At 65.3% G+C, this 24,224-nt stretch carries 22 protein-coding genes and 1 tRNA gene; 14 read left to right on the top strand and 9 right to left on the bottom strand.

What is annotated here, in order from left to right; all coding sequences use genetic code 11:
- Positions 1 to 21: 21 nt before the first annotated feature.
- The 5 genes from AC3FOF_RS23080 (at position 22) to lpxC (ending at position 5,641) form a co-directional block, all read left to right on the top strand.
- Positions 22 to 903, top strand: a complete 882-nt coding sequence (locus AC3FOF_RS23080) for a cell division protein FtsQ/DivIB (protein ID WP_017227545.1) — start codon at positions 22 to 24, stop codon at positions 901 to 903.
- Positions 900 to 2,132 (top strand): cell division protein FtsA, encoded by a 1,233-nt coding sequence (gene ftsA, locus AC3FOF_RS23075; protein WP_017227546.1) that lies wholly within the window; start codon positions 900 to 902, stop codon positions 2,130 to 2,132. The genes AC3FOF_RS23080 and ftsA overlap by 4 nt, the downstream gene beginning before the upstream one ends.
- Positions 2,133 to 2,297: 165 nt before the next feature.
- Positions 2,298 to 3,497: a cell division protein FtsZ gene (gene ftsZ / locus AC3FOF_RS23070; protein ID WP_017227547.1), complete on the top strand. Its 1,200-nt coding sequence runs from the start codon at positions 2,298 to 2,300 to the stop codon at positions 3,495 to 3,497.
- A gap of 545 nt (positions 3,498 to 4,042) precedes the next feature.
- Positions 4,043 to 4,549, top strand: coding sequence for a peroxiredoxin (locus AC3FOF_RS23065; protein WP_017227548.1), 507 nt, complete (start codon positions 4,043 to 4,045; stop codon positions 4,547 to 4,549).
- Between the two features lie 174 nt (positions 4,550 to 4,723).
- Complete coding sequence (gene lpxC / locus AC3FOF_RS23060; RefSeq protein WP_017227549.1) at positions 4,724 to 5,641, top strand: UDP-3-O-acyl-N-acetylglucosamine deacetylase; 918 nt, start codon at positions 4,724 to 4,726, stop codon at positions 5,639 to 5,641.
- Positions 5,642 to 5,767: 126 nt separating this feature from the next.
- Here lpxC and AC3FOF_RS23055 read toward each other — a convergent pair whose 3' ends face one another.
- Positions 5,768 to 6,280 carry a hypothetical protein gene (locus AC3FOF_RS23055; RefSeq protein WP_017227550.1) on the bottom strand — a complete coding sequence of 171 codons (513 nt, stop codon included), beginning with the start codon at positions 6,278 to 6,280 and terminating at the stop codon, positions 5,768 to 5,770.
- Positions 6,281 to 6,374: 94 nt separating this feature from the next.
- On the opposite strand from AC3FOF_RS23055, the gene AC3FOF_RS23050 reads away from it, so the two are divergent.
- The 5 genes from AC3FOF_RS23050 (at position 6,375) to AC3FOF_RS23030 (ending at position 13,223) form a co-directional block, all read left to right on the top strand.
- Positions 6,375 to 7,319 (top strand): M23 family metallopeptidase, encoded by a 945-nt coding sequence (locus AC3FOF_RS23050; protein ID WP_488727884.1) that lies wholly within the window; start codon positions 6,375 to 6,377, stop codon positions 7,317 to 7,319.
- 306 nt (positions 7,320 to 7,625) lie between these two features.
- Entirely contained in the window at positions 7,626 to 10,409 is a 2,784-nt protein-coding gene (secA, locus tag AC3FOF_RS23045) for a preprotein translocase subunit SecA (protein WP_276268161.1), read from the top strand.
- A 140-nt stretch (positions 10,410 to 10,549) separates the two neighbouring features.
- Positions 10,550 to 11,779 (top strand): bifunctional glutamate N-acetyltransferase/amino-acid acetyltransferase ArgJ, encoded by a 1,230-nt coding sequence (gene argJ, locus AC3FOF_RS23040; protein ID WP_488727883.1) that lies wholly within the window; start codon positions 10,550 to 10,552, stop codon positions 11,777 to 11,779.
- Between the two features lie 104 nt (positions 11,780 to 11,883).
- On the top strand, positions 11,884 to 12,786 hold the full coding sequence (locus AC3FOF_RS23035) for an ATP-binding protein (RefSeq protein ID WP_488727882.1): 903 nt from the start codon (positions 11,884 to 11,886) through the stop codon (positions 12,784 to 12,786).
- Positions 12,783 to 13,223, top strand: a complete 441-nt coding sequence (locus AC3FOF_RS23030; RefSeq protein ID WP_488727881.1) for an NUDIX domain-containing protein — start codon at positions 12,783 to 12,785, stop codon at positions 13,221 to 13,223. The genes AC3FOF_RS23035 and AC3FOF_RS23030 overlap by 4 nt, the downstream gene beginning before the upstream one ends.
- A 46-nt stretch (positions 13,224 to 13,269) precedes the next feature.
- Here the strand turns inward: AC3FOF_RS23030 and AC3FOF_RS23025 are convergent, their stop codons facing one another.
- From AC3FOF_RS23025 to ispB, 8 genes are all read right to left on the bottom strand, one after another.
- Complete coding sequence (locus AC3FOF_RS23025) at positions 13,270 to 13,455, bottom strand: DNA gyrase inhibitor YacG (protein ID WP_017227554.1); 186 nt, start codon at positions 13,453 to 13,455, stop codon at positions 13,270 to 13,272.
- 25 nt (positions 13,456 to 13,480) lie between these two features.
- Complete coding sequence (zapD, locus tag AC3FOF_RS23020; RefSeq protein ID WP_017227555.1) at positions 13,481 to 14,239, bottom strand: cell division protein ZapD; 759 nt, start codon at positions 14,237 to 14,239, stop codon at positions 13,481 to 13,483.
- A 252-nt stretch (positions 14,240 to 14,491) separates the two neighbouring features.
- Positions 14,492 to 15,103, bottom strand: coding sequence for a dephospho-CoA kinase (gene coaE / locus AC3FOF_RS23015; protein WP_017227556.1), 612 nt, complete (start codon positions 15,101 to 15,103; stop codon positions 14,492 to 14,494).
- 71 nt (positions 15,104 to 15,174) lie between these two features.
- Entirely contained in the window at positions 15,175 to 16,011 is an 837-nt protein-coding gene (locus tag AC3FOF_RS23010; RefSeq protein ID WP_035812560.1) for a prepilin peptidase, read from the bottom strand.
- A gap of 87 nt (positions 16,012 to 16,098) precedes the next feature.
- Positions 16,099 to 17,364 (bottom strand): type II secretion system F family protein, encoded by a 1,266-nt coding sequence (locus tag AC3FOF_RS23005; protein ID WP_017227558.1) that lies wholly within the window; start codon positions 17,362 to 17,364, stop codon positions 16,099 to 16,101.
- A gap of 31 nt (positions 17,365 to 17,395) precedes the next feature.
- Positions 17,396 to 19,144 (bottom strand): type IV-A pilus assembly ATPase PilB, encoded by a 1,749-nt coding sequence (pilB, locus tag AC3FOF_RS23000; RefSeq protein ID WP_017227559.1) that lies wholly within the window; start codon positions 19,142 to 19,144, stop codon positions 17,396 to 17,398.
- 233 nt (positions 19,145 to 19,377) lie between these two features.
- Positions 19,378 to 19,454, bottom strand: a tRNA-Pro gene (locus tag AC3FOF_RS22995).
- A gap of 135 nt (positions 19,455 to 19,589) precedes the next feature.
- The gene (gene ispB, locus AC3FOF_RS22990) at positions 19,590 to 20,519 is read right to left on the bottom strand and encodes an octaprenyl diphosphate synthase (RefSeq protein ID WP_488727894.1); all 930 of its coding nucleotides are present in this window, start codon (positions 20,517 to 20,519) and stop codon (positions 19,590 to 19,592) included.
- A 551-nt stretch (positions 20,520 to 21,070) separates the two neighbouring features.
- On the opposite strand from ispB, the gene rplU reads away from it, so the two are divergent.
- The 4 genes from rplU (at position 21,071) to proB (ending at position 24,175) form a co-directional block, all read left to right on the top strand.
- Positions 21,071 to 21,382 (top strand): 50S ribosomal protein L21, encoded by a 312-nt coding sequence (gene rplU / locus AC3FOF_RS22985; RefSeq protein ID WP_006576525.1) that lies wholly within the window; start codon positions 21,071 to 21,073, stop codon positions 21,380 to 21,382.
- A 70-nt stretch (positions 21,383 to 21,452) separates the two neighbouring features.
- Complete coding sequence (rpmA, locus tag AC3FOF_RS22980) at positions 21,453 to 21,713, top strand: 50S ribosomal protein L27 (RefSeq protein ID WP_017227562.1); 261 nt, start codon at positions 21,453 to 21,455, stop codon at positions 21,711 to 21,713.
- 150 nt (positions 21,714 to 21,863) lie between these two features.
- The gene (gene cgtA, locus AC3FOF_RS22975; protein WP_017227563.1) at positions 21,864 to 22,964 is read left to right on the top strand and encodes an Obg family GTPase CgtA; all 1,101 of its coding nucleotides are present in this window, start codon (positions 21,864 to 21,866) and stop codon (positions 22,962 to 22,964) included.
- Between the two features lie 92 nt (positions 22,965 to 23,056).
- Positions 23,057 to 24,175, top strand: coding sequence for a glutamate 5-kinase (gene proB / locus AC3FOF_RS22970; protein WP_276268038.1), 1,119 nt, complete (start codon positions 23,057 to 23,059; stop codon positions 24,173 to 24,175).
- Positions 24,176 to 24,224: the final 49 nt, after the last annotated feature.

The following is a 24,224-nucleotide window of genomic DNA, read 5'->3' as shown; positions in this document are numbered from 1 at the left end:
GAACCGGAATAAAGCAACGCCATGTGGCACAACACTCGCCTGCTCAACCTGATCGCTTCCACGCTCTATGCGCTGGTGGCGCTGATGGCGTTCGGGGCCGGCTTGCTATGGCTGGCACAGCGGCCGGTGTTCGCCATCACCCATGTCGAGGTGGCGCCGATGGAGAGCGGCGGCTCTCTGCGCCACGTCAACGGGCCGAGCGTGCGTGCCAATGCGCTGGGCAAGCTGTCGGGCAACTTCTTCACGCTCGACCTCAACGAGGCGCGGCAGATCTTCGAGTCGGTGCCCTGGGTACGGCGCGCCAGCGTACGGCGCGAATGGCCCAACGGCCTGGCGGTCGAGGTCGAGGAGCACGAAGCGCTCGGTACGTGGGGAAATGCCGACAGTGGCCGCCTGATCAACACTTATGGCGAAGTTTTCGTCGCTAACCCTGCCGAAGCCGAGGAAGATGCCCAGTTGCTCGCCCTCGATGGCCCGCCGGACAGCGAGGGCGATGTGGTGGACAAGCTCGAAACCATGCGCGACTGGTTCAAGCCCCTCAAGGTGGAGCCGCTGGCGCTCACGCTGTCGGCGCGCTATGCCTGGCGTGCCCGCCTGTCCAACGGCATGGTGATCGAGCTGGGACGCGAGCAGAACGACGAAGAGCGCGACGCCATGGCCCAGCGCGTCAAGCGCTTCGTGGTGGCCTGGCCCCAGGTCACCGAGCAATGGGGCAAGCAGATCGAGTACGCGGACCTGCGCTATCCGAACGGGTTCGCCATTCGTGCGGCCAACGTGCGGTTCCTGACCGATGCCCAGGCAGCGGCGGCGGCCAAGGCGAAGGCCGCCGGCACAAATACCAGCACTAATCCGAACAACAATCCGACGCGACTCAAGAGCAAGAACGCGGAGAAAAACCGATGAGCAAGGAATACAAGGACCTACTGGTCGGCCTCGATATCGGCACTTCCAAGGTGGCCGCGGTAGTGGCGGAGTTGCGCCCCGACGGCAGCTACGAAGTGATCGGGATGGGCCAGTCAGAGTCCAAGGGTCTGAAGAAGGGGGTCGTGGTCAATATCGAGGCCACGGTGCAGTCCATCCAGCGTGCGCTGGAGGAGGCCGAACTGATGGCCGACTGCAAGATATCCGAGGTCTTCACCGGCATTGCCGGCAGCCATATCCGCAGCTTCAACTCCAGCGGCATGGTGGCGATCAAGGACAAGGAGGTCACCCAGACCGACGTGGCCCGCGTGATCGAGACCGCCAAGGCAGTCAATATCCCGACCGATCAGCAGATCCTGCATATCCTGACGCAGGAATTCATCATCGACGGCCAGGAAGACGTGCGCGAGCCGATCGGCATGAGCGGCATCCGGCTGGAAGTGAAGGTGCATATCGTCACCGGCGCGGTCAGTGCGGCGCAGAACATCGTCAAGTGCGTGCGCCGCTGCGGCCTGGAAGTGCACGACCTGATCCTGCAGCCGCTGGCGTCCAGCCTGGCGGTGCTGACCGAGGATGAGAAGGAACTCGGCGTGGTGCTGGTCGACATCGGCGGCGGCACCACCGATATCGCCATCTTCAGCGAAGGCGCGATCCGGCATACGGCCGTGATCCCCATCGCCGGCGACCAGATCACCAACGACATCGCCATGGCGCTGCGCACGCCGACGCCCGATGCCGAGGACATCAAGATCCAGTACGGCATCGCCAAACAGGCCATCGCCGATCCGGAAGACATGATCGAGGTCCCTGGCGTCGGCGACCGCGGCACGCGCACGCTGTCGCGCCAGGCGCTGGCGGCCGTGATCGAGCCGCGCATCGAGGAACTGTACTCGCTGGTGCACCAGGTGGTGCGCGAATCGGGCTATGAAGAATTGCTGTCGTCGGGCGTGGTGATCACCGGCGGCACGGCGATGATGCCGGGCATGGTGGAACTGGGCGAGGATATCTTCCTCAAACCGGTTCGTGTCGGTGTGCCGGAATATCGTGGAAATTTGCACGAAGTTGTTAAGAGTCCGCGCTATTCGACCGTAATGGGACTACTGCTCGAAGGCCGCGTGCAACGCATGCGCGGCCGCAAGGTGGCAGTACAGAGCGGCTCGGTCAAGCAGGTGTGGACCCGCATGAAGGAATGGTTCGTCGGCAACTTCTGAGCTTGCCGGCGGCCTGGTTGGTGTTGAGTGAAGGGCCGGCCTGTCCACCAGATCGTGTGCAGGCCGTTGAACAGGCAGTTTCATTGGATGGTTTCTTGTTCAGTAACCAAGGGTTGCGGCGGGGAGGCTGCAGCGTTTGGCGGCTGATACTTCTTGGAGGCAGTGATGGACTTTGACATGATTGAAACGGAAATGCAGGACGGCACCATCATCAAGGTGGTGGGCGTGGGCGGCGCGGGCGGCAACGCCGTGCAGCACATGATCAGCCGTGGCGTGCAAGGCGTCGAATTTATCTGCATGAACACCGACGCCCAGGCGCTCAAGCGCTCCAGCGCTTCGCGCGTGCTGCAACTGGGCAACACCGGCCTGGGCGCTGGCGCCAAGCCGGAGGTCGGCCGCAACTGCGCGGATCAGGCGCGCGAGCAGATCGCCGACTCGCTGCGTGGCGCGCACATGGTCTTCATCACTGCCGGCATGGGCGGCGGCACCGGCACCGGCGCTGCTCCGGTCGTGGCCCAGGTTGCCAAGGAGATGGGCATCCTGACGGTGGGCGTGGTCAGCAAGCCGTTCGAGTTCGAAGGCGCGCGCCGTGCCAAGGTGGCGGAAGCCGGTTCCGGCGAACTGGAAGCCTGCGTCGATTCGCTGATCGTTGTCCTCAACGAGAAGCTGTTCGAAGTGATGGGCGACGACGCCGAGATGGACAAGTGCTTCCAGTGCGCCGACGACGTGCTGCACAACGCGGTGGCCGGCATCGCCGAGATCATCAATGTCGATGGCCTGGTGAACGTCGACTTCGAAGACGTGAAGACGGTCATGGGCGAGCAGGGCAAGGCCATGATGGGCACGGCGACCGTGTCGGGCGTGGACCGCGCCCGCCTGGCTGCCGAGCAGGCCGTTGCCAGTCCGCTGCTGGAAGGCGTGGACCTGTCCGGCGCGCGCGGCGTGCTGGTCAACATCACGGCCAGCCGCTCGCTCAAGCTGTCGGAAACCAAGGAAGTCATGAACACCATCCGCAGCTATGCCGCGGAAGATGCCACCGTGATCTTCGGTACGGTCTACGACGACTCCATGGGCGATGCGCTGCGCGTGACGGTGGTGGCGACCGGCCTGGGCCGTTCGGCGAAGAAGCAGCAGCCGATGACCCTGCTCAAGACCGGTACCGACAATATGCCGGTGCAGATGATGGGCAATATGACCAACAACGTCGGCGTCAGCCACAGCAACGCGCCCGACTACAGCAACCTGGACACGCCGGCGGTATGGCGCAGTTCGCGCGAGTCTGCATCCGCCCATGTGGCGGCACTGCAGGAAAAGGGCGTGGATACGTACGACATCCCGGCCTTCCTGCGCAAGCAGGCGGACTGAGTTGGCCCGGCAAGGTGCCGGCACTGCGCCGGCTGCCGGCCAGCCCGCGACCCCGAACCAGCGAAACACGCTAGCGCTCCCTATCCGCTCGTGTTGCGCCCGGTGGTGGTGGACTGACCGGCAGCCAGCCATGCCGCACCCGCGCTGACGCCCTCAGCTCGCATCCCGTCGCCGGGACAGGCGTGCCTCCGGCCGCCTCCCCGGACTGGTCTCCCGCCCCTCCCGGCCGGGATGTGCCGCCGTCCGCGCGGCGATCGCAAGATCGCCGCGCCACAATCTTTTTTCGAATTTCGAAGCCCGGTGTGACTTCATGGCTGGCGCAAGGCGCTGGTCCTGCATGGGCTGCCTTATGCGCCGCTTTTGAAGGCGATCCGGCACATCCGCGCAAGCTCGCGCGGGTTGTCGTATGCTCCCTTGCGCCAGAACCTGGTCACGCCTGTGTCGGATGCGTCCGATGCCACAATGGGCGGCGAACAGCCTTGGGCGCCCGCAGCGGGCGCACTATGATGCTAAACAGGGTTTTTACCCAGACAGGAAGACACACCATGATCGCTATTGGAGCGCGTGTGCCGGACGCCACGCTGAACGAGTTCTTTGAGGTCGAAGCCGGTGGCTGCGCCCTGGGTCCCAACGCGTTCTCGGCCGCCGAACTGGCGCGCGGCCGCAAGATCGTGGTGTTCGGCCTGCCCGGCGCCTTCACGCCCACCTGTTCGGCCAAGCATGTGCCGGGCTATGTGGCGCAGGCCGATGCCCTGCGGGCGGCTGGCGTGGATGAAATCTGGTGCGTGTCGGTCAACGACGCTTTTGTCATGGGCGCCTGGGGCCGCGAGCAGAATACCGCCGGCAAGGTGCGCATGATGGCCGATGGCAGCGCCGAATGGACGCGCCGCCTGGGGCTGGAGCAGGATCTCGGCGCACGCGGCATGGGGGTGCGCTCCAAGCGCTACGCCATGGTGCTGGACGATGGCGTGGTGACCCACTTGTGGCTCGAAGCCCCTGGCGAGTTCAAGGTCAGCAGTGCGGAAGCCGTCCTTGCGGCGTTGCGCGCGTAATACGGGAATGTGTCAATAGACGACTTTATAGTGGTCTATTGTGCACTTGTTGTAAGATATTTCTTTGGTGATAACACACCGAAACAAAGTGATGCAGCGCAGCAAACGAAGCAGTGGTAAAATCACTATATCAGAAAGTGTAATTGATAGATTTTAATAATAGCTGAGATCGTCATGCTCAAACAGCGCACCATCAAATCCCTGGTCAAGACCGTTGGCATAGGCTTGCACTCGGGCCGTAAAGTGACGCTGACGCTGCGCCCGGCTCCCGTGGATGCCGGAATCGTGTTCACCCGCGTCGATTTGCCCGAGGCTGTCGAGATTCGCGCGAACGCATCGGCCATCGGCGATACGCGCCTCGCATCGGTCCTGCAGAAGGACGGCGCGCGCGTGTCCACCGTGGAACACCTGATGTCCGCCTGCGCGGGCCTTGGCATCGACAACCTGTATGTGGACGTCGACGCTGAAGAAATTCCCATCATGGATGGCAGCGCTGCGTCCTTCGTCTTCCTGCTGCAGTCCGCGGAAATCGAACAGCAATCGGCGCCCAAGCGTTTTATCCGCGTGAAGAAGGCCGTGGAAGTCCGCGAGGGCGACAAGCTGGCGCGGCTGGAGCCGTTCTTCGGCTTCAAGCTTGCCTTCACCATCGACTTCCGCCATCCGGCCGTGGACAAGACGGGCCAGACCTTTTCCATCGATTTCGCCGACACCAGCTATGTGCGCGAGATCGCGCGCGCCCGCACCTTCGGCTTCGCCCACGAGGTGGAAGCGCTGCGCGAAATGGGCCTGGCGCGCGGCGGCAGCCTGGACAATGCGATCGTGCTCGATGAGCATCGCATGCTGAACAACGAGGAACTACGCTACGGCGACGAGTTCGTGCGGCACAAGATCCTGGATGCGATCGGCGATCTCTATGTGGTCGGCCATCCCCTGATCGGCGCTTATATCGCCAACAAGTCGGGGCATGGGCTCAACAATCAGTTGCTGCGCGCCTTGCTGGCCGACCAGGAAGCGTACGAGGTGGTGACGTTCGAGCGGGTCGAGGACGCGCCGCCGGCGTTCCTGCCCCAGTTGCAGCCGGCCTTTGCGTAAGGGCCGGCGGGTTTGCCGGGCCGGCGCGAGCCGCTGGTCCTGCTGAAGGCCGGCCTCTGAGCCGGCTTTTTTACGCCTGCGCTTCCGTCCTGGCGGACCTGCCGCCAGAACCGGGATCGAAATGGCCTAGCGGTGGTGCGACAACAGCGTATTCAACGCATCCCGCAATGGCGAATCCGGGAGCTCGCGCGCCAGCTGATCGATGCTGGACAAGCCCGTCGCCGACATTCTCGCCACCTTGGGCCGCTCCACCGGTCCGGTATCCCAATCGCTCTTGCGCCCGACGTCCGGTTGAACCCGTACCCGGATTGCGGTAATCTGCGAGCCCCGCTGTTGCAGTCTTCCAAGTAGCGTGGGAACCACTTGCCGGACCCGTGCGGCCGCTGCCCCATGGGCCGCGAGCAACAGCAATGTCCGCTCCCCCTGACCTTGGCCAATGCCGCGGCTGTCCTGTTTGACGCCAGCCACGGCGATGCCGTCCTGCAGTCCGCGCGGCAGGAGCGACAGCACCTCGGCTTCCAGCACGGCCAGTTCCCGCGCCGTCTGCATCAGGGCGGAGACCGGGCCGGCCTTGTCCAGCCAGTCGTTGAGCGGCTTGGCGGCGGGTGTCTGGAGGGCGTAGTGGGTAAACATGCGCATGCGCGCATTCTAGCGTGCCGCCGGCGCGAGCGAGGCGGCTTATCCGCCGAGGCCGCGCATCCGGCACCGGGCGCCGCATGGAAGGAGTCGCATCATGCAGATCATCGTGCTTCATCCGCGCCTGCCGCGCGTGCGTCATTTCACCCTGTCGCGAGGGAAGCTCCTTGCCTGCATCCTGCTGCTGTGCCTGGCGGTTGCGCTGGCATCGTCGGCGCTGACCTGGGTCGTCGCGCGCACCGGCCTGGCCGGCATGGGTGCGCCGGCCCGCGCCGCTGGCGAAGATCCCTACCTGCGGGCCAATCTCAATGTGCTGGCTGCCCGCGTGGGCGAGATCCAGGCGCGCATGGTGCGGCTGGACGCGCTCGGCGAGCGGGTTTCCGGCCTCGCCGGCATTGCGCCCAAGGAATTCAACTTCCAGCAGCCGCCCGGGCGCGGCGGCCCCGCGCCGTCGGCGCAGTCGCGCGCCTCGACCCTGCCGGAGTTGCAGCTTGCGCTGGCGCAGTTGTCGGACCAGGCGGAACGGCACGCGGATTATTTCGATGTGGTGGCAAGCACGCTGCTGGACCGGCAGATCCAGGATCGCCGAATCCCCCGCGTGCTGCCGGTGGCGACGGGCTACGATGCTTCCGGCTTTGGCTGGCGTTTCGATCCCTTCACCGGACGCCGCACCCCGCACGACGGCGTCGATTTCGCCGCGCCGGCCGGTACCCCCATCGTCGCGGCGGCGGGCGGGGTGGTGGTGGCGGCGGAGTGGCACCCCGAGTATGGCAACCTGATCGACATCGATCATGGCAACGGCCTCAAGACCCGCTATGCGCATGCCTCGAGGATGCTGGTGAAGGCCGGCGACCTGGTCAAGCCCGGGCAGCAGATAGCGCTGGTGGGCTCCACCGGGCGTTCCACCGGCTCGCACCTGCACTTCGAGGTGCATGTGGACGGCGTGCCGCAGAACCCGAATCGCTTCCTGGCTGTGGCTAAAGCGGCACCCGCCCAGCTTGCCCAGGCGCCGGTTCCCACCGATCGCAACGCCATCCGTTGAAGAACCGGGGGCGCGCCCCGATGTCGGAGGAAATGGATGCGTGGGTTGCATCCGGACCGGCGATGTGAAGAATGCGGCATTATTACCAGCCTGTGTCGTCAAGTGGCAGCAGGCACCCGGTGTGGTTTGCACACTGTTTCGCCTGCCACCTGGAACCGGTCGCGACCCGCGCGCGTGATAAACTCGGCGTTTTGCGCCAATCTTCCTATCCTCGCGCGGTCCGCCCTGGGCAGCCGGCCAAGCCGGCGGCCAGGCCGCCTAGTGCGTACCACGGCGGCGTACCACTCGCGTAGGTGAAAGCAATCGATGATCACGGGCCTTCTCAAGAAAGTCTTCGGCAGCCGTAACGAACGGCTGATCAAACAATATGGCAGGACCGTCGCGCAGATCAATGCGCTGGAACCGAAGTTCGAGACACTCTCGGATGACGACCTGCGTGCCATGACCGAGACCTTCCGCCAGCGCCACGCCGCTGGCGAAACGCTCGAGGCCTTGCTGCCCGAGGCGTTCGCGGTATGCCGCGAGGCCAGCAAGCGGGTCATGAAGATGCGGCACTTCGACGTCCAGCTGATCGGCGGCATGGTGCTGAACGACAACAAGATTGCCGAAATGCGCACCGGCGAGGGCAAGACCCTGACCGCGACGCTGCCGGTGTACCTGAACGCCATCACCGGCAAGGGCGTGCACGTTGTCACGGTCAACGACTACCTGGCACAGCGCGATGCCGAGTGGATGGGGCGCCTGTACAACTTCCTCGGCCTGTCGGTCGGCGTGAACCTGTCGCAGATGCCGCATGACCAGAAGGCGGCGGCCTACGGTGCCGACATCACCTACGGCACCAACAACGAGTTCGGCTTCGATTACCTGCGCGACAACATGGTCTACGACCCGGGTCAGCGCGTGCAGCGGCCGCTGAACTACGCCATCGTCGACGAAGTGGACTCGATCCTGATCGACGAGGCGCGCACGCCGCTGATCATCTCGGGCCAGGCGGAGAATCACACCGACCTGTACCAGCGCATGAACGGCGTGCCCAAGCTGCTCGAGCGCCAGATCGGCGAGGAAAAGGCCGATGGCACCGGCGTCGAGAAGCCCGGCGACTACTACGTCGACGAAAAGGGCCACCAGGTCTACCTGACCGAGGCCGGCCACGAGAAGGCGGAAGAGATCCTGGTGCAGCAAGGCCTGATCGGCGAGGGCGAATCGCTTTACGCGCCGCAGAACATCACCCTGATGCACCACCTGTACGCCGCCCTGCGCGCGCACAGCCTGTTCCATCGCGACCAGCACTATGTGGTGCAGAACGACGAAGTCGTGATCGTCGACGAGTTCACCGGCCGCCTGATGACCGGCCGCCGCTGGTCCGACGGCCTGCACCAGGCGGTGGAGGCCAAGGAAAGCGTGACCATCCAGCAGGAAAACCAGACGCTGGCCACGATCACCTTCCAGAACTACTTCCGCATGTACGAGAAGCTGTCCGGCATGACCGGTACGGCCGATACGGAAGCCTACGAATTCCAGGAGATCTACGGCCTGGAAGTGGTGGTCATCCCCACCAACCGCGGCGCCCAGCGCAAGGACTTCCAGGACCAGATCTACAAGACCTCGACCGAGCGCTACGACGCCGTGGTGCGCGATATCCGCGACTGCTACGACCGAGGCCAGCCCGTGCTGGTGGGCACCACCTCGATCGAGACCTCGGAATACCTGTCCGGCCTGCTGAATAAGGCCGATCTGCCGCACCAGGTGCTCAACGCCAAGCAGCACGCTCGCGAAGCCGAGATCGTGGCGCAGGCCGGCCGGCCCAAGATGATCACCATCGCCACCAATATGGCGGGCCGCGGTACCGATATCGTGCTGGGCGGCAACGTGGAAAAGCAGGCTGGCTTCATCGAGGCCGACGAAAGCCTCTCCGCCGCCGACAAGACCGCGCGCATCGCCCACCTGGAAGGGGAATGGCAATCGCTGCACGAGCAGGTCAAGGCCTCTGGCGGCCTGCATATCGTGGGCACCGAGCGCCATGAGTCGCGCCGTATCGACAACCAGCTGCGTGGCCGCGCAGGGCGCCAGGGCGACCCGGGCTCGTCCCGCTTCTACCTGTCGCTGGACGACCAGCTGCTGCGTATCTTTGCCGGCGACCGCGTGCGCGCCATCATGGAACGCCTGAAGATGCCGGAAGGCGAGCCGATCGAGGCGGGCATCGTCACGCGCTCGATCGAATCCGCGCAGCGCAAGGTGGAAGGCCGCAACTTCGACATCCGCAAGCAGCTGCTGCAGTACGACGACGTGGCCAACGACCAGCGCAAGGAGATCTACAAGCTGCGCAACGAAGTGCTCGAGTCGCATGACGTCGGCGAGATGGTGAAGAACCTGCGCGAGAGCGTGCTGGTGGACATGTTCCGCGACCACGTGCCGGCCGACACCATGGAAGAGCAGTGGGACATCGCCGGCCTGGAAGCCAAGCTGCGCGACGATTGGTCGCTGGAGGTCCCGCTCGCCAGGACCATCGAGGCTGCCCAGAGCATCGAGGACGAAGAACTGCTGAACCTGATCATGCGTACCGCCGACGAGCGTTACGATGCCAAGGTCGGCCAGGTTGGCCGCGAATCCTTTGCCGGCTTCGAGCGCTCGGTGATGCTGCAAAGCATCGACACCCACTGGCGCGAGCACCTGGCGGCGCTGGATCACCTGCGCCAGGGCATCCACCTGCGCGGCTATGCGCAGAAGGATCCCAAGCAGGAGTACAAGCGCGAGTCGTTCGAACTGTTCGCCCGCCTGCTCGACGTGATCAAGGTCGAAGTCACGCGCGTGATCTTCAACGTGCAGATCCAGTCGCCGGAGGAACTGGAGCAAGCCTCGGAGCAGATCGAGGAAGGCCTGTCGCATCTCGGCAACGTGCAGTACAAGCATGACGAGTTCGATGAGGCCGGCCAGGCGGCGGAGGGCGCTGGCAGCACCGCGCCGGAACGCGCCGGCATCGCCTACGCCGCCGCGGCCGAAGCCGCGAGCATGGCCAAGGTGGGGCGCAACGATCCCTGTCCGTGCGGCTCCGGCAAGAAGTTCAAGCAGTGCCACGGCAAGCTCAGCTAAGCCGCGCACGGTGAAGTCAGCAAACATGCCCGCGCAAGCGGGCATGTTCGTCAGGGGCGGCGTTTTCCGCGCGGCATGCGCGGGCCTTTGGTCTCCTGGCGCCAGCAAATCAGCAACGACGAACGCATAGAGGAACGCACATGGCCGTCAACCTGCCCCTGCCGCTGGCAGAGAACCTGAAACCTGTCGCCGGCGTCGAGCTCGGCTGGGCCGAAGCGGGAGTCCGCAAGGCCAACCGCAAGGACGTGCTGGTGGTGCGCATTGCCGCAGGCAGCACCGTGGCCGGCGTGTTCACCCGCAACCGTTTCTGCGCAGCGCCGGTACAGGTCTGCCGCGAGCACCTGGCCGCGGGCAAGGGCATCCGCGCGATCGTGGTCAACACCGGCAACGCCAACGCCGGCACCGGCGAGCCAGGCCTGGCCAACGCCCGCGCCACCTGCGATGCGCTGGCTGCGCAACTCGGCATCGCCGCCGAGCAGGTGCTGCCGTTCTCGACCGGCGTGATTCTCGAGCCGCTGCCGGTGGACCGCATCACCGCCGCGCTGCCGGCCGCCATCGCCAATGCCAGGCCCGACAACTGGCTGGCCGCGGCGGAGTCGATCATGACCACCGATACGCAGCCCAAGGCTGCCTCGCGCACCGTGCAGATCGGCGGCAAGACCGTGACGCTGTCCGGCATCAGCAAGGGCGCGGGCATGATCCGTCCCAATATGGCGACCATGCTGGGCTTCGTCGCCACCGATGCCACCGTGTCGCAGGACGTGTTGCAGGCGCTGGTGTCGTACGCGGCGGATCACTCGTTCAACAGCATCACCATCGACGGCGATACGTCCACCAACGACTCCTTCGTGCTGATCGCCAGCGGCCAGGCCGGGGCACCGGTCATCGAGCGTGCCGAGGGCGCCGATTTCGAGGCGCTGCGCGCCGCGCTGACCGACCTGTCGCAGGAACTGGCGCAGATGATCGTGCGCGATGGCGAGGGCGCCACCAAGCTGATGACCATCCAGGTCGAAGGCGGCAAGGACGTGGCGGAATGCCGCCTGATCGCTTACGCGGTGGCGCACTCGCCGCTGGTCAAGACCGCCTTCTATGCCTCGGACCCCAACCTTGGCCGCATCCTGGCCGCGGTGGGCTATGCCGGCGTGGACGATCTCGAGGTCGAGCGTGTCAATTTGTGGCTGGACGATGTCCTGGTCGCGCGCGACGGCGGCCGCAATCCCGATTATCGTGAGGAAGACGGCCAGCGCGTGATGAAGCAGGCGGAGATCACCGTGCGCATCGCGCTCGGCCGCGGCCAGGCCGCCGCCACGGTCTGGACCTGCGACCTGTCGCACGACTACGTTTCGATCAACGCAGACTATCGTTCGTAAGCATGCCGCGCGCCGTGCCCGCCTGTGCGGGCGCGGCGCGCCAGCCGCCAGGCTCCGGCGGCTGGCCTCGCCCCGCCAACGCTCCGCCATTCCACCAAGCCGCCATGTCTGATCTCGCCTCCCGCCTCGATAATTTCCTCGCCCGCCTTGAACAATGGCTGCCGCCCCAGCTGACCGAGTCCGACTGGGAGCAGGCGGTCGCGTTCCGCTGGCGCAAGCGCCAGAGCCTGTTTGGCAACATCGGCTACCTGCAGGCAATCCGCCAGCTGCCGCCGATCCATCTGGACGATCTGAAGAACATCGAGCGCCAGAAGGACGCCATCGTCGCCAACACGCGCCAGTTCGTGCAGCGCCTGCCGGCCAACAACGTGCTGCTGACGGGCGCGCGCGGCACCGGCAAGTCGTCGCTGATCAAGGCCTGCCTCAATGCCTTCGTCAAGGACGGCCTGCGGCTGGTGGAAGTCGACAAGGACGACCTGGGCGACCTCGGCGATATCGTCGAGCAGCTGTCGGGGCGTCCCGAGCGCTTCGCCATCTTCTGCGACGATCTGTCGTTCGAAGAGGGCGAGTCGGGCTACAAGTCGCTGAAATCCGCGCTGGACGGCTCGGTGGCGGCGCAGTCGGACAATGTGCTGATCTACGCCACCTCCAATCGCCGCCACCTGCTGCCCGAGTACATGAAGGACAACGAGACCTACCGGCATACCGACGATGGCGAGATCCATCCCGGCGAGGTGGTGGAGGAGAAAATCTCGCTGTCCGAGCGTTTCGGGCTGTGGCTGTCGTTCTATCCGCCCAAGCAGGACGAGTACCTGGCCATCGTCGGCCACTGGCTGGGGCACTTTGGCTGCAGCGCCGAAGACGTCGCCGCAGCGCGCGGCGACGCGCTGGTGTGGGCGCTGGAGCGCGGCTCGCGCTCGGGCCGGGTTGCCTGGCAGTTCGCCCGCGACTGGGGCGGCAAGCACGGCAAGCCCTTCAGTGCCTCCGCGCAGGACGGCCAGGCATGAGCGAAGCACCGCAGACCGCCGACGCCGCCACGCCGGCGCGCAAGGTGACCGAGGTTGCCGTGGGCGTGCTGGTGCAGCCTGACGGACGCTTCCTGCTGGCGCAACGTCCGGCGGGCAAGCCCTATGAAGGCTACTGGGAGTTCCCGGGCGGCAAGCTGGAGCCCGGCGAATCGGTGGAAGAGGCGCTGGCGCGCGAGCTGCACGAGGAGCTCGGCATCGAGATGGGTGCCTGCGTGCGCTGGCATGTGCTGGAGCATGACTACCCGCATGCCTATGTGCGCCTGCACTTCTGCAAGGTCACGGCGTGGGCGGGCGAACTGGTCGGGCGCGAGGGCCAGGCCTTTTCGTGGCAGTCGGCGCCGGTGGACGTGGGGCCCTTGCTGCCCGCGACCATTCCCGTGGTGGCGTGGCTCGCCACCGGGAACGGCGCCGCCTGAGCTTGCGTGGCCGCGCGGCCACGCCGCGTTGGCTAGCCGCTGGCGCTCAGTCCTCGTCGTCCTGATCCGGCGAAGGATTTTCGCCGGGTTTGCCGCCGATCACGTACTTCTCGGCGGCCCAGGCACCCAGGTCGATCTGTTTGCAGCGATTGGAGCAGAAGGGACGGAATTTATTCTCCGGCACCCAGGCCACGTCCGTGCCGCAGGTGGGGCATTTGACTACGGTTGTCATCGCGTCGGAAATCGGAAATCAAAGATCAAAAATTGCAGAGCTTGAGCTGGAAGGGGATGTCGGCATCGACCGAGCGCGGGCGAAGGTCGCCATCCTGCTGCGTGAAACGGACCCACAGCATGTACTTGTTGGCACTCATCTCGGGGATGAACGCCAGCAGCGATTCGTCCAGCAGCACCTGCATCAACTGGTAGCTGCGGCCGGACAGCATCTGCTGATAGCTGCCGCCGGTGGCGATGACCTTGCCGCTCTGGCCGGATTCGCGCAACAGGCGCAACACTGTGTTGGTGCCGACGCGCAGCGGCACCAGCGGGCGTGCCCACTTGAGGATGTCGGAGCGGCGGTCTTCGGCGGGGCGGTGCTGCCAGGCGTAATAGGCCGGCAGGTCGAATTCGCAGGTGCCGCCCGGAATGATGGCGCGGCTGCGGATGCTGGTCAGCCACTCGTTGTCGGTCAGCAGCTGACCGGCCTTGCCGACGGTCTGGTTGAGCTGGGACATCGCCTGCTCGATCTCGCTGATGACGGCGCCCAGCGCGCCCTGGTCGATCTGCGGATTGGCGCGAAGAGCGGCAAGCGCCTGGCGCTGGCGCTCCAGTTCCTTGAGCAGGTCGGTCTTCAGGTCCGCACGGCCGGCGACATCGATGATCTCGAACAGTGTCGTCAGCGCCACATGATGCTGCAGGGCGTGATCCTGGCCGAGAAAATAATCCAGCCGATCGAACAGGTCTTCCAGGCGCAGAAGAGTCCTGATGCGTTCGTTAAAAGGATATTCGTACAGAATCAAGAGCTATGTCCGTGCGGCAGGGCGGGTTGGCGGATGGGCGGTCTGACCCGGAAGGCATAACGGACCGGCCATGCATCCGGTGCGTCCGGGTTCGCGCGATGGGTATCGGCGTGGCCCTCGATATCGGCAGTATGCGGCCATTTCCCGCATGGTTCCAGCGCATTCTATGCGAGTCCGCGAATCGGAACAATGCAACGGCCGACTCAGGGGGCGGAGTGGGGTGCCGCATGCAGCACTGTGCAAGACTGGTGCTCACGCAGTGGCCAGGCTGCGGTAGCGCTGATCAAGACGCTCCACCTGCGCCGGCAGCGCTTCCGGCGCGCCCTCGTTGTCGATCACATCATCCGCGCAGGCCAGGCGCTCGCTGCGCCGTGCCTGCCTGGCCATGATGGCTTCGACCTGGCCCCGGGTGAAGCCATTGCGCGCCATCACCCGGGCGATCTGGGTGGCCTCGCTGCAGTCGACCACCAGCACCCGGTCCACCCGCTCACGCCAGGATCCCGATTCGACCAGCAGCGGCACGACGTAGATCAGGTAGGGATGATTGCCCGCGGCGGCGATCGTGGCCGCGCGCGCTTCCGTCAGCTGCCGGATCAGGGGATGGGTAATGCCTTCCAGCCGGGCCTTGGCGGCAGGGTCGGCAAATACCAGCTCGCGCATGGCGTTGCGATCCATGGCGCCGTCGGCACGCAGGCACCCGGGGCCGAACGCCTCGAGCAGGGCGGGAATGGCCAGCCCGCCCGGCGCGGTGATCTCGTGCGCCAGCAGGTCGGTGTCGATCAGGGCGGCGCCGCGTTCGGCGAACAGGTCCGCCACGCGGGTCTTGCCGGAGCCAATGCCCCCGGTCAGTCCGATTTGCAGCATGTCGATCTCGTGGCTTGCGATGGGTTTGGCAATCGTGGGTTCATGTACCGGAGTGTCCGGCACTTGTCGCTTCAGCCCGCGATGCCCAGCGGCAGCACATTGGCGCCAAAGAACAGCACGAGCAGGCCGGCGCCGGCGATATACGGGCCGAAGGCGAAGTGCGTATCGCGATCCTGACGGCGCAGCGCGATATTGGCAAGGGCAACGACCAGTCCCACCACCGACGACAGCAATACCAGCGCCGGCAGCGCCTGCCAGCCGAACCAGGCACCCAGGGCTGCCATCAGCTTGAAGTCGCCATAGCCCATGCCTTCCTTGCCGCGCACCAGCTTGAAGACCCAGTACACCGACCACAGCAGAAGGTAGCCCGCGGCCGCGCCGGCCACGGCATCGGCCAGCGGGGCGAACAGCCCGCCCAGGTTGAGCAGCAGGCCCAGCCACAGCAGCGGCAGGGTGATCTGGTCCGGCAGCAGTTGCGTGTCGGCGTCGATCAGGGTGAGGGCGATCAGGGCCCAGATCAGTGCGATCGCCGCCAGCGCCTGCCAGGTCGGGCCGAAGTGGGCGGCGGCCAGCGCGGTCAGCAGGGCGGTGCCGGCTTCCACCAGCGGATAGCGCGCGCCGATGGGTGCCGCGCAGGCCGAGCAGCGTCCGCGCAGCACCAGGTAGCTGAGCACCGGGATATTCTCCAGCGCGCCGATGGCGTGGCCGCAGTGCGGGCACGCCGAGCGCGGCACCATCAGATTATAGCGCTCGGGATGGGGCAGGGGGTCGTCGCGCAGTTCGGCGATGTAGTTGGCCTCCTCATGCTCCATCATGCGCGGCAGGCGGTGCACCACCACATTGAGAAAGCTGCCCACCACCAGGCCCAGCAGCGCGGCGGCGGCGAGCAGGAACCAGGGCGGCAGCATGGCCAGCTCCGCGATGGTCCGAGCGGGAGCCGCCAGGGAGGAAATCGCGCCGCTGGCGCCGTCCACGGAAAACAGCCACTGCATGCCTTACACCACCTGTCCCAGTTTGAAGATCGGAAGATACATCGCCACCACCATGCCGCCGATCAGGATGCCCAGCACCACGATGATGAGCGGCTCGATCAGGCTGGAGATGGCGGCCACGGCGTCGTCGACCTCGCGTTCGTAGAACTCCGCCACCTTCAGCAGCATATTGTCCAGCGCGCCCGACTCCTCGCCGATCTGCGTCATCTGCAGCACCATGTTGTCGAACACATGGGTGGCCTGCATGGCGTTGGTCAGGCTGGTGCCGATGCGCACCGACTGTTCGATTTCCCGGGTGGCGTCGTAGTAGACCCAGTTGCCGGCGGCGCCGGCCACCGACTCCATGGACTCCACCAGCGGCGTGCCGGCGGCGAACATGGTGGCTAGCGTGCGCGTCCAGCGGGCGATCACCGCCTTGCGGAACAGCGAGCCGAAGATCGGCAGCTTGAGCAGGGCGCGGTCGCTGGCGCGCTGGACCTTCTCCGAGCGCTTCAGGCCGCGCAGATACAGCGTGATGGCGAGGACCGGCGCGCCGATGACCAGGTACCAGTTGTCGACGAAGAAATCCGACATCGCGATCACGGCGAGGGTCGGCGCCGGCAGGTTGGCGCCGAAGCTCGAGAACACGCCCTTGAAGGCCGGGATCACGAAGATCATCAGGATCACCGTCACGGCGAAGGCCACCGTCAGCACCGCGATCGGATAGATCATCGCCGACTTGATCTGGCTCTTCAGGGCGATGGTTTTTTCCATATAGAGCGACAGGCGCTCCAGCAGCGCATCCAGGATGCCGCCCTGTTCGCCGGCATCGATCAGGTTGCAGTACAGCGTGTCGAAGTAGCGCGGATGGCGGCGGAAGGCCTGCGCCATGCTGCTGCCGGATTCGATGTCGAAGCGGATCTCGGACAGCAGTTGGGTGAAGTTGGGGTTGGCATGGCCGCGCGCGATGATGTCGATCGACTGCAGCAGCGGGATGCCCGCCTTCAGCATGGTCGACAACTGGCGCGTGAAATACGCGATGTCCTTTTCGGTGATCTTGCGCCCGCGCGCGGCACGCCGCTTTTTCAGCTTGACGACCGTGAGCCCCTGCTTGCGCAGCGTGGCGTTGACCTCGGCCTGGCTCTCGGCGCGCAGTTCTCCCGAGAAGGCTTTGCCCTTGCGGTCCTTGCCCTGCCACTCGAAGATGTACTGCGTGGGCGCCTTATGCCCGGATTTCGCCTTGGGCGCAGCCGGCTTGCGAGCGGCGGCGGTTGGTGCGCGTGTCGCCATGATTGACCCCTAATGACATCGTTTTGTTGTTTTACATATTTGTTGTCGCCAGCACTTCCTCGAGCGAGGTGAGACCGCTCTTCACCTTGGCCAGGCCGGCTTCGCGCAACGATAGCACGCCGTCTTTACGCGCCTGTTCGGCGATCTGCAATGCCGTGCCGTGCGCCAGGATGATCTGCTGCATGGCTTCGGTGATCGGCATCACCTGGTAGATGCCGCAGCGGCCCTTGTAGCCGCTGCCGTTGCAGCGCTCGCACCCGACCGGGTGATAGGGCTGCCAGCTCCCGTCCAGTTCCCGCTCCTGGAAGCCGGCGTCGATCAGCACCTCGCGCGCCAGTTCGCCGGGCCGCTTGCAGGTGCACAGCCGCCGCGCCAGCCGCTGCGCGGTGATCATCAGCACGCTCGAGGCGATATTGAAGGGCGCCACGCCCATGTTCATCAGGCGCGTGAGCGTGGTCGGCGCATCGTTGGTATGCAGCGTCGAGAACACCAGGTGGCCGGTCTGGGCGGCCTTGATCGAGATGTCGGCGGTTTCCAGGTCGCGGATTTCCCCGACCATGATGATGTCGGGATCCTGCCGCAGGAAGGAGCGCAGCGCGGCGGCGAAGGTCAGGCCCGCCTTTTCGTTGACGTTGACCTGGTTGATGCCGGGCAGCTGGATTTCCGCCGGGTCTTCCGCCGTGGAGATATTGATGTCGCCCTGGTTCAGCCGGTTCAGGAAGGTGTAGAGCGACACCGTCTTGCCGCTGCCGGTGGGGCCGGTCACCAGCACCATGCCATAGGGGCGCTTGATGACCTCCAGCAGCATCGCCTTTTGCGCCGGCTCGTAGCCGAGCTGGTCGATGTCGAGCTTGTCGGAGGACGACTCCAGGATCCGGATCACGATCTTCTCGCCGAACAGGGTCGGCAGCGTGGAGACGCGGAAGTCGATCGCCTTCTCCACGGTTTCCTTGGGCTCCTTGCTGTCCTTGCCGTCGCTGCCTTTCTCCTTGGGCAGCGCGATCAGCAGCTTCATGCGGCCATCCTGGGGTACCCGCTTTTCAGAGATGTCCAGGCGCGACAGCACCTTGATGCGGGTGGAGATCTTGTCGCGGATATCCAGCGGCGGCCGCGCGACCTCCTGCAGCACGCCGTCGACCCGGAAACGGACGCGGTAGAAGGTCTCGAAGGGTTCGAAGTGAAGGTCGGAAGCGCCGCGGTGGAAGGCCTCGGTCAGCAGCTTGTGCAGGAAGCGCACCACGGGCGCATCGTCGATGTCGGCGGCGGTCTTGTTGCGCAGCGCGCCGGCCGAAGCGACGGGATCGTAGTCGATCATCTTGCGCTCGGCCTGCACCGGCGCGATCGACTTGAACGTGCCGCCGCTGTCGTCGCTGGCCGAGCGCACGTGGGTCATCAGCTTGTCGTGCTCGACCACGACGGCGTCCACCGGCAGGTTGTACTTCTGCTTGATGGCGTCGAGTCCGGCCTGGTTGCCCGGGTCCGACATGGCCAATATCAGCCGGTTCTCGCGTCGGCCCAGCGGCAGCAGCCGGTGCGCGTGGAAATCGCGGTTGCCGGCCAGTGCCGGCGGCACCTTGTTCAGGTTGTATTGAGTCAGGTCGACCAGGGGCAGCTGATATTTATCAGCCGCGAAGATCGCCACATCGTGCGCAGTCATGGTGCCGCTGGCGATGATCTCGTCGATCAGCTGCGACTTTTTTTCTCGTGCCGACTGTTCAAGCTGGGCGAGCAGGGCCGGCGCAATGCGCCGGCTCTGTGCAAGAGCTAGACCAAGTGTCATGGCAAAACGCTAGTTGGCCGGCAAGCGGCCGAAAGACCCCGAATCGGGGCAGTTTGCAGCTGGGGTCACTTTTTGTAAAGGCGAGCCGCAGGGGGCATTGGCGTTTGCGCGACAGGGTGCAACCCAACTTGCGCGGGGGAGGGGGCGAGGACGGGGCGCGCCAACGGCGCCAATGAAAAAAGGCCGCACATTGCTGTGCGGCCTTTCTTGTACGGTTTTGTCGACCGTGAAACTGGTCGGGGTGAGAGGATTCGAACCTCCGGCCTCTACGTCCCGAACGTAGCGCTCTACCAGGCTAAGCTACACCCCGTTTATTTTTCGCGGCACCTGAAACATTGTCGCTGCGAGAAAGAACAAAAGTGTAGCAGGCTTTTTTGCAGATTGGAAGAGGGTGCGCCGTGTGCTGCGTTCTTTTCCGGCTCGCACCCATCGGGGCGCGCTCGCCTCAGGATTGCCGCTGCAGCGAGAACGCGCACAGGTCGATCAGTGTCTGCTTCAGCGGGGACTCGGGGAACTGCTGGGCGGCTTTTTCCGCCGCTTCGGCTTCGCGCTGGGCGGCCTGGAAGGTGACTTCCAGCGCGCCGCTGGCGTGGATCGCCGCGAACACCGCCTCGAAGTGCTCGGTGCCGCCCTGCACGATGGCTTCGCGGGCCAGCGTGCGCTGTTCGGCGGTGCCGTGTTCCAGCAGGTGCAGCAGCGGCAGGGTGGGCTTGCCTTCGCGCAGGTCGTCGCCGGCGTTCTTGCCCATCTGCTCCGCGCTGGCGGTGTAGTCGAGCATGTCGTCGATCAGCTGGAAGGCGGTGCCGATGCGCCGGCCGTATTCGGCGGCGGCCTCCTCGGTGGCGGCGTCCGCGCCGGCCAGCACCGCGCCAAGCTGGGCCGACGCCTCGAACAGCTTGGCGGTCTTGTAGCGGATCACCTGCAGGTAGCGCTCCACCGTGACGTCGGGGTCGTGCATGTTCAGCAGTTGCAGCACTTCGCCTTCGGCGATCACATTGGTGGCGTTGGAGAGAATCTCCATGATGCGCATGCTGCCGGCGTCGACCATCATCTGGAAGGCGCGCGAATAGAGGAAGTCGCCCACCAGCACGCTGGCGGCGTTGCCGAAGACCGCGTTGGCGGTCTGGCGGCCGCGCCGCAGTTCCGACTCGTCGACCACGTCGTCGTGGAGCAGGGTGGCGGTGTGGATGAACTCCACCACCGAGGCGAGTTCGTGGTGCCGGTGGCCGTCATAACCGAAGGCCCGTGCGGACAACAGCAGGATCACCGGGCGCAGGCGCTTGCCGCCCGCGCTGATGATGTACTCGCCGATCTGCTCGATCAGCGGCACCTCGGATGCGAGGCGCTGGCGGATAACCGTATCAACGGCGCGCATGTCGGCAGCGACCGGGGCAAGCAAGGCAGTGGCGGAAGACTGGGACAAGATGTTCACCGTTACGCAAAACCCGCCGATTATAAGCGATGCGGGTGTATGTATGTCCCCTGAAGGGAGGGTGTCGCGATGCCGCGCAGAGGTCTGGCGCAAAGGTGGGGTGCGCACCCCGGCGATCTATAATGCGGCCATGACACAGCAACGCTCCCCCTCTCGCCGGCAGCTGCGCCGCACCGCGCTGTGGGCAGCCTTCGCCGCACTGGCCGGCTTCCTGCTGGCGGATCTGATCTGACCCGGAGTGGCGGGAAGTGCATCGGGCGCCGCCGGGCCGGCTATGTGTCTGTTTTCTTTGCGCTTTTCCCGACTCTGGTATAGAATCGTGGGTTTCCTCCGGCCGCTTTGTGTTGTCTGCAGATGCGCCGGTGGGGGATAACCGGGCCAATTTGGCCGTCCGGCTTGTCCGCCTGCCAGCTCTTTCCGAGCGGGATGAGGCGGTCGCAAGGGCGCGCCGGCGTTGGCTTTCGGCGTTTTATTTCACATCGAGAGGTTCGACAATGTACGCGGTCGTAAAAACCGGCGGCAAGCAATATAAGGTTGCTGCTGGCGAAAAACTTAAAGTAGAACAGATACCGGCAGACATTGGCGCAGAAATCACGCTCGACCAGGTGCTCGCAGTGGGCGCAGGCGACCAAATCAAGTTTGGTACGCCGCTGGTTAGCGGGGCTTCCGTCAAGGCTACCGTTATCTCCCAAGGTCGTCACGATAAGGTGAAGATCTTCAAGATGCGCCGTCGCAAGCACTATCAGAAGCGTCAAGGCCATCGTCAAAATTACACCGAGCTGCGCATCGAAGCGATCGTTGCCTGAGCCCGAGCTCAGTCATCATCGAAATCGAAATCAAGCGTAACTAGGTAAAGTAAAGCGACAGGAGTTAGTCATGGCACAGAAAAAGGGCGGCGGTTCCACACGGAACGGCCGCGATTCCGAATCGAAGCGTCTGGGCGTCAAGGTGTTTGGTGGTCAGGCCATCAACGCCGGCGGCATCATCGTGCGTCAGCGCGGCACCCGCGTGCACCCGGGCGAGAACGTTGGCATTGGCAAGGATCACACCCTCTTTGCCCTGGTCGACGGCCACGTGCAGTTCGCCGTCAAGGGCGCTGCCAAGAAGCAGCAGGTCAGCGTCGTTCCGGCAGCCTGATCATAGCCTTTGCAGCATGAAGGCCCCGCAGTACTTGCGGGGCTTTTTCTTTTCTGGCGACAATATCCATGTCGCCATCCGCCGCGCCCGCGTCCCTGCCATCCTGGCTTGTGCGCGCGCATCGCGGCCGCTCCACCACGGAAGGTCATCATGAAGTTCATCGACGAAGCCAGAATTGAAGTCATTGCCGGCAATGGCGGCAACGGCAGCGCATCGATGCGGCGCGAGAAATTTGTGCCCTTCGGTGGCCCGGACGGCGGCGACGGCGGCGACGGCGGCAGCGTGTATGCGCAGGCCGACCGCAATATCAATACGCTGATCGACTTCCGCTATGCCAAGAAGCACGTGGCGCGCAACGGCGAAAACGGCCGGGGTGCCGATTGCTACGGCGCGGGCGGCGAGGACGTGACGCTGCGCATGCCGGTCGGCACGCAGATCCTGGACATGGATTCCGGCGAACTGATCGCCGACCTGACCGAGCACGGCCAGACCGTCTGCCTGGCCCAGGGCGGCCTGGGCGGCTGGGGCAACCTGCACTTCAAGTCCAGTACCAACCGCGCGCCCCGCCAGCAGGTGGACGGCAAGCCCGGCGAGCGCCGCATGATCAAGCTGGAGCTGAAGGTGCTGGCCGACGTCGGGCTGCTGGGCATGCCCAATGCCGGCAAGTCGACCTTTATCTCGCATATCTCCAACGCGCGGCCGAAGATCGCCGACTATCCCTTCACCACGCTGCATCCGAACCTTGGCGTGGTACGGGTCGATCACGAGCAGTCCTTCGTGGTGGCCGATATTCCCGGCCTGATCGAGGGCGCGGCCGAGGGCGCCGGGCTGGGCCACCAGTTCCTGCGGCATCTGCAGCGCACGGGCTTGCTGCTGCATATCGTCGACCTGGCGCCGTTCGATGAAACCGTGGATCCGGTTGCAGAGGCCCGCGCCATCGTCAACGAACTGAAGAAGTACGACGAATCGCTGCACGACAAGCCGCGCTGGCTGGTGCTCAACAAGCTGGACGTGGTGCCCGAGGATGAGCGCGAGGCCCGGGTCAAGGATTTCGTCAAGCGCTACAAGTGGAAGGGCCCGGTGTTCCGCATCTCGGCACTCACCGGCGAGGGTTGCCGCGAGCTGATCTACGCGATCAAGGATCACCTCGCCGCGATCAAGGCCGAGGAAGTGGCCGCGCTGGCGGAACCGGATATCCGCCTGGACGAGCGGCTGCATAATATCGACCAGTCCGGCGGCGAGCAAAGCTGAGCCGCGCGCGCGACGCGCGGCATACTGATACGCTCTCGCTACTTTCCCGCCAAGCAACATAACGGCAGTACCCAGGAGACAGGATTCCCGCCATGCAATCGGTCATCGCCCAGGCAAAACGTATCGTCGTGAAGGTTGGGTCCAGCCTGGTGACCAACGACGGCAAGGGTCTCGATCACGAGGCCATCGCCCGCTGGGCGGCGCAGATCGCCAAACTGCGCATGGCCGGCAAGGAAGTCGTGCTGGTCAGTTCCGGCGCCATCGCCGAAGGCATGCAGCGGCTGGGCTGGGTGCGCCGTCCCAAGGAAATCCACGAGCTGCAGGCCGCGGCCGCAGTGGGGCAGATGGGCCTGGCCCAGGTCTACGAGAGCCAGTTCGGCCGCTACGGCATCCGCACCGCCCAGGTGCTGCTGACCCATGCCGACCTGGCCGACCGCGAGCGCTACCTCAATGCACGCTCGACCCTGCTGACACTGCTCTCGCTGGGCGTGGTGCCCATCATCAACGAGAACGACACGGTGGTCACCGACGAGATCAAGTTCGGCGACAATGACACCCTGGGCGCGCTGGTTACCAACCTGATCGAAGGCGATGCGCTGGTGATCCTGACCGACCAGCGCGGCCTCTATACCGCCGATCCGCGCAGCAACCCGCAGGCCGAGTTCGTTGACGAGGCGCTGGCAGGCGCGCCGGAGCTCGAGGCCATGGCCGGCGGCGCCGGTACGTCGATCGGCCGCGGCGGCATGCTGACCAAGATCCTGGCCGCCAAGCGCGCGGCCAAGTCGGGCGCGCATACCGTGATCGCCTCCGGCCGCGAAGCCAATGTGCTCGAGCGGCTGGCGGGCGGCGAAGGCATCGGCACCCAGCTGCTGGCGCCCACCGGGCGCCTGACCGCGCGCAAGCAATGGATGGCCGATCACCTGCAGCTGCGTGGGCGGGTGGTGATCGACGCCGGCGCGGTCGACAAGCTCACCAGCGGCGGCAAGTCGCTGCTGCCGATCGGCGTGGTGGATGTGCAGGGCGAGTTCGCGCGCGGCGAGGTGATTGCCTGCGTCGATGCCGCCGGCAGCGAAGTGGCGCGCGGCATCACCAACTATGCCAGCTCGGAGGCCCGCATGATCGCGCGCAAGCCATCGTCCGAGATCGAGCGGGTGCTGGGCCACCAGAACGAGCACGAGCTGATCCACCGGGACAACCTGGTGCTGGTTTGAGCGGCCTTGCCGGGCCGCGGGCCGGCTGCCGCCAGTAACAAGAAGGGCT

The sequence above is a fragment of the Cupriavidus sp. 96C5-1 genome, assembly GCF_057798855.1.
This window is presented reverse-complemented; position numbering and strand designations above follow the sequence as displayed.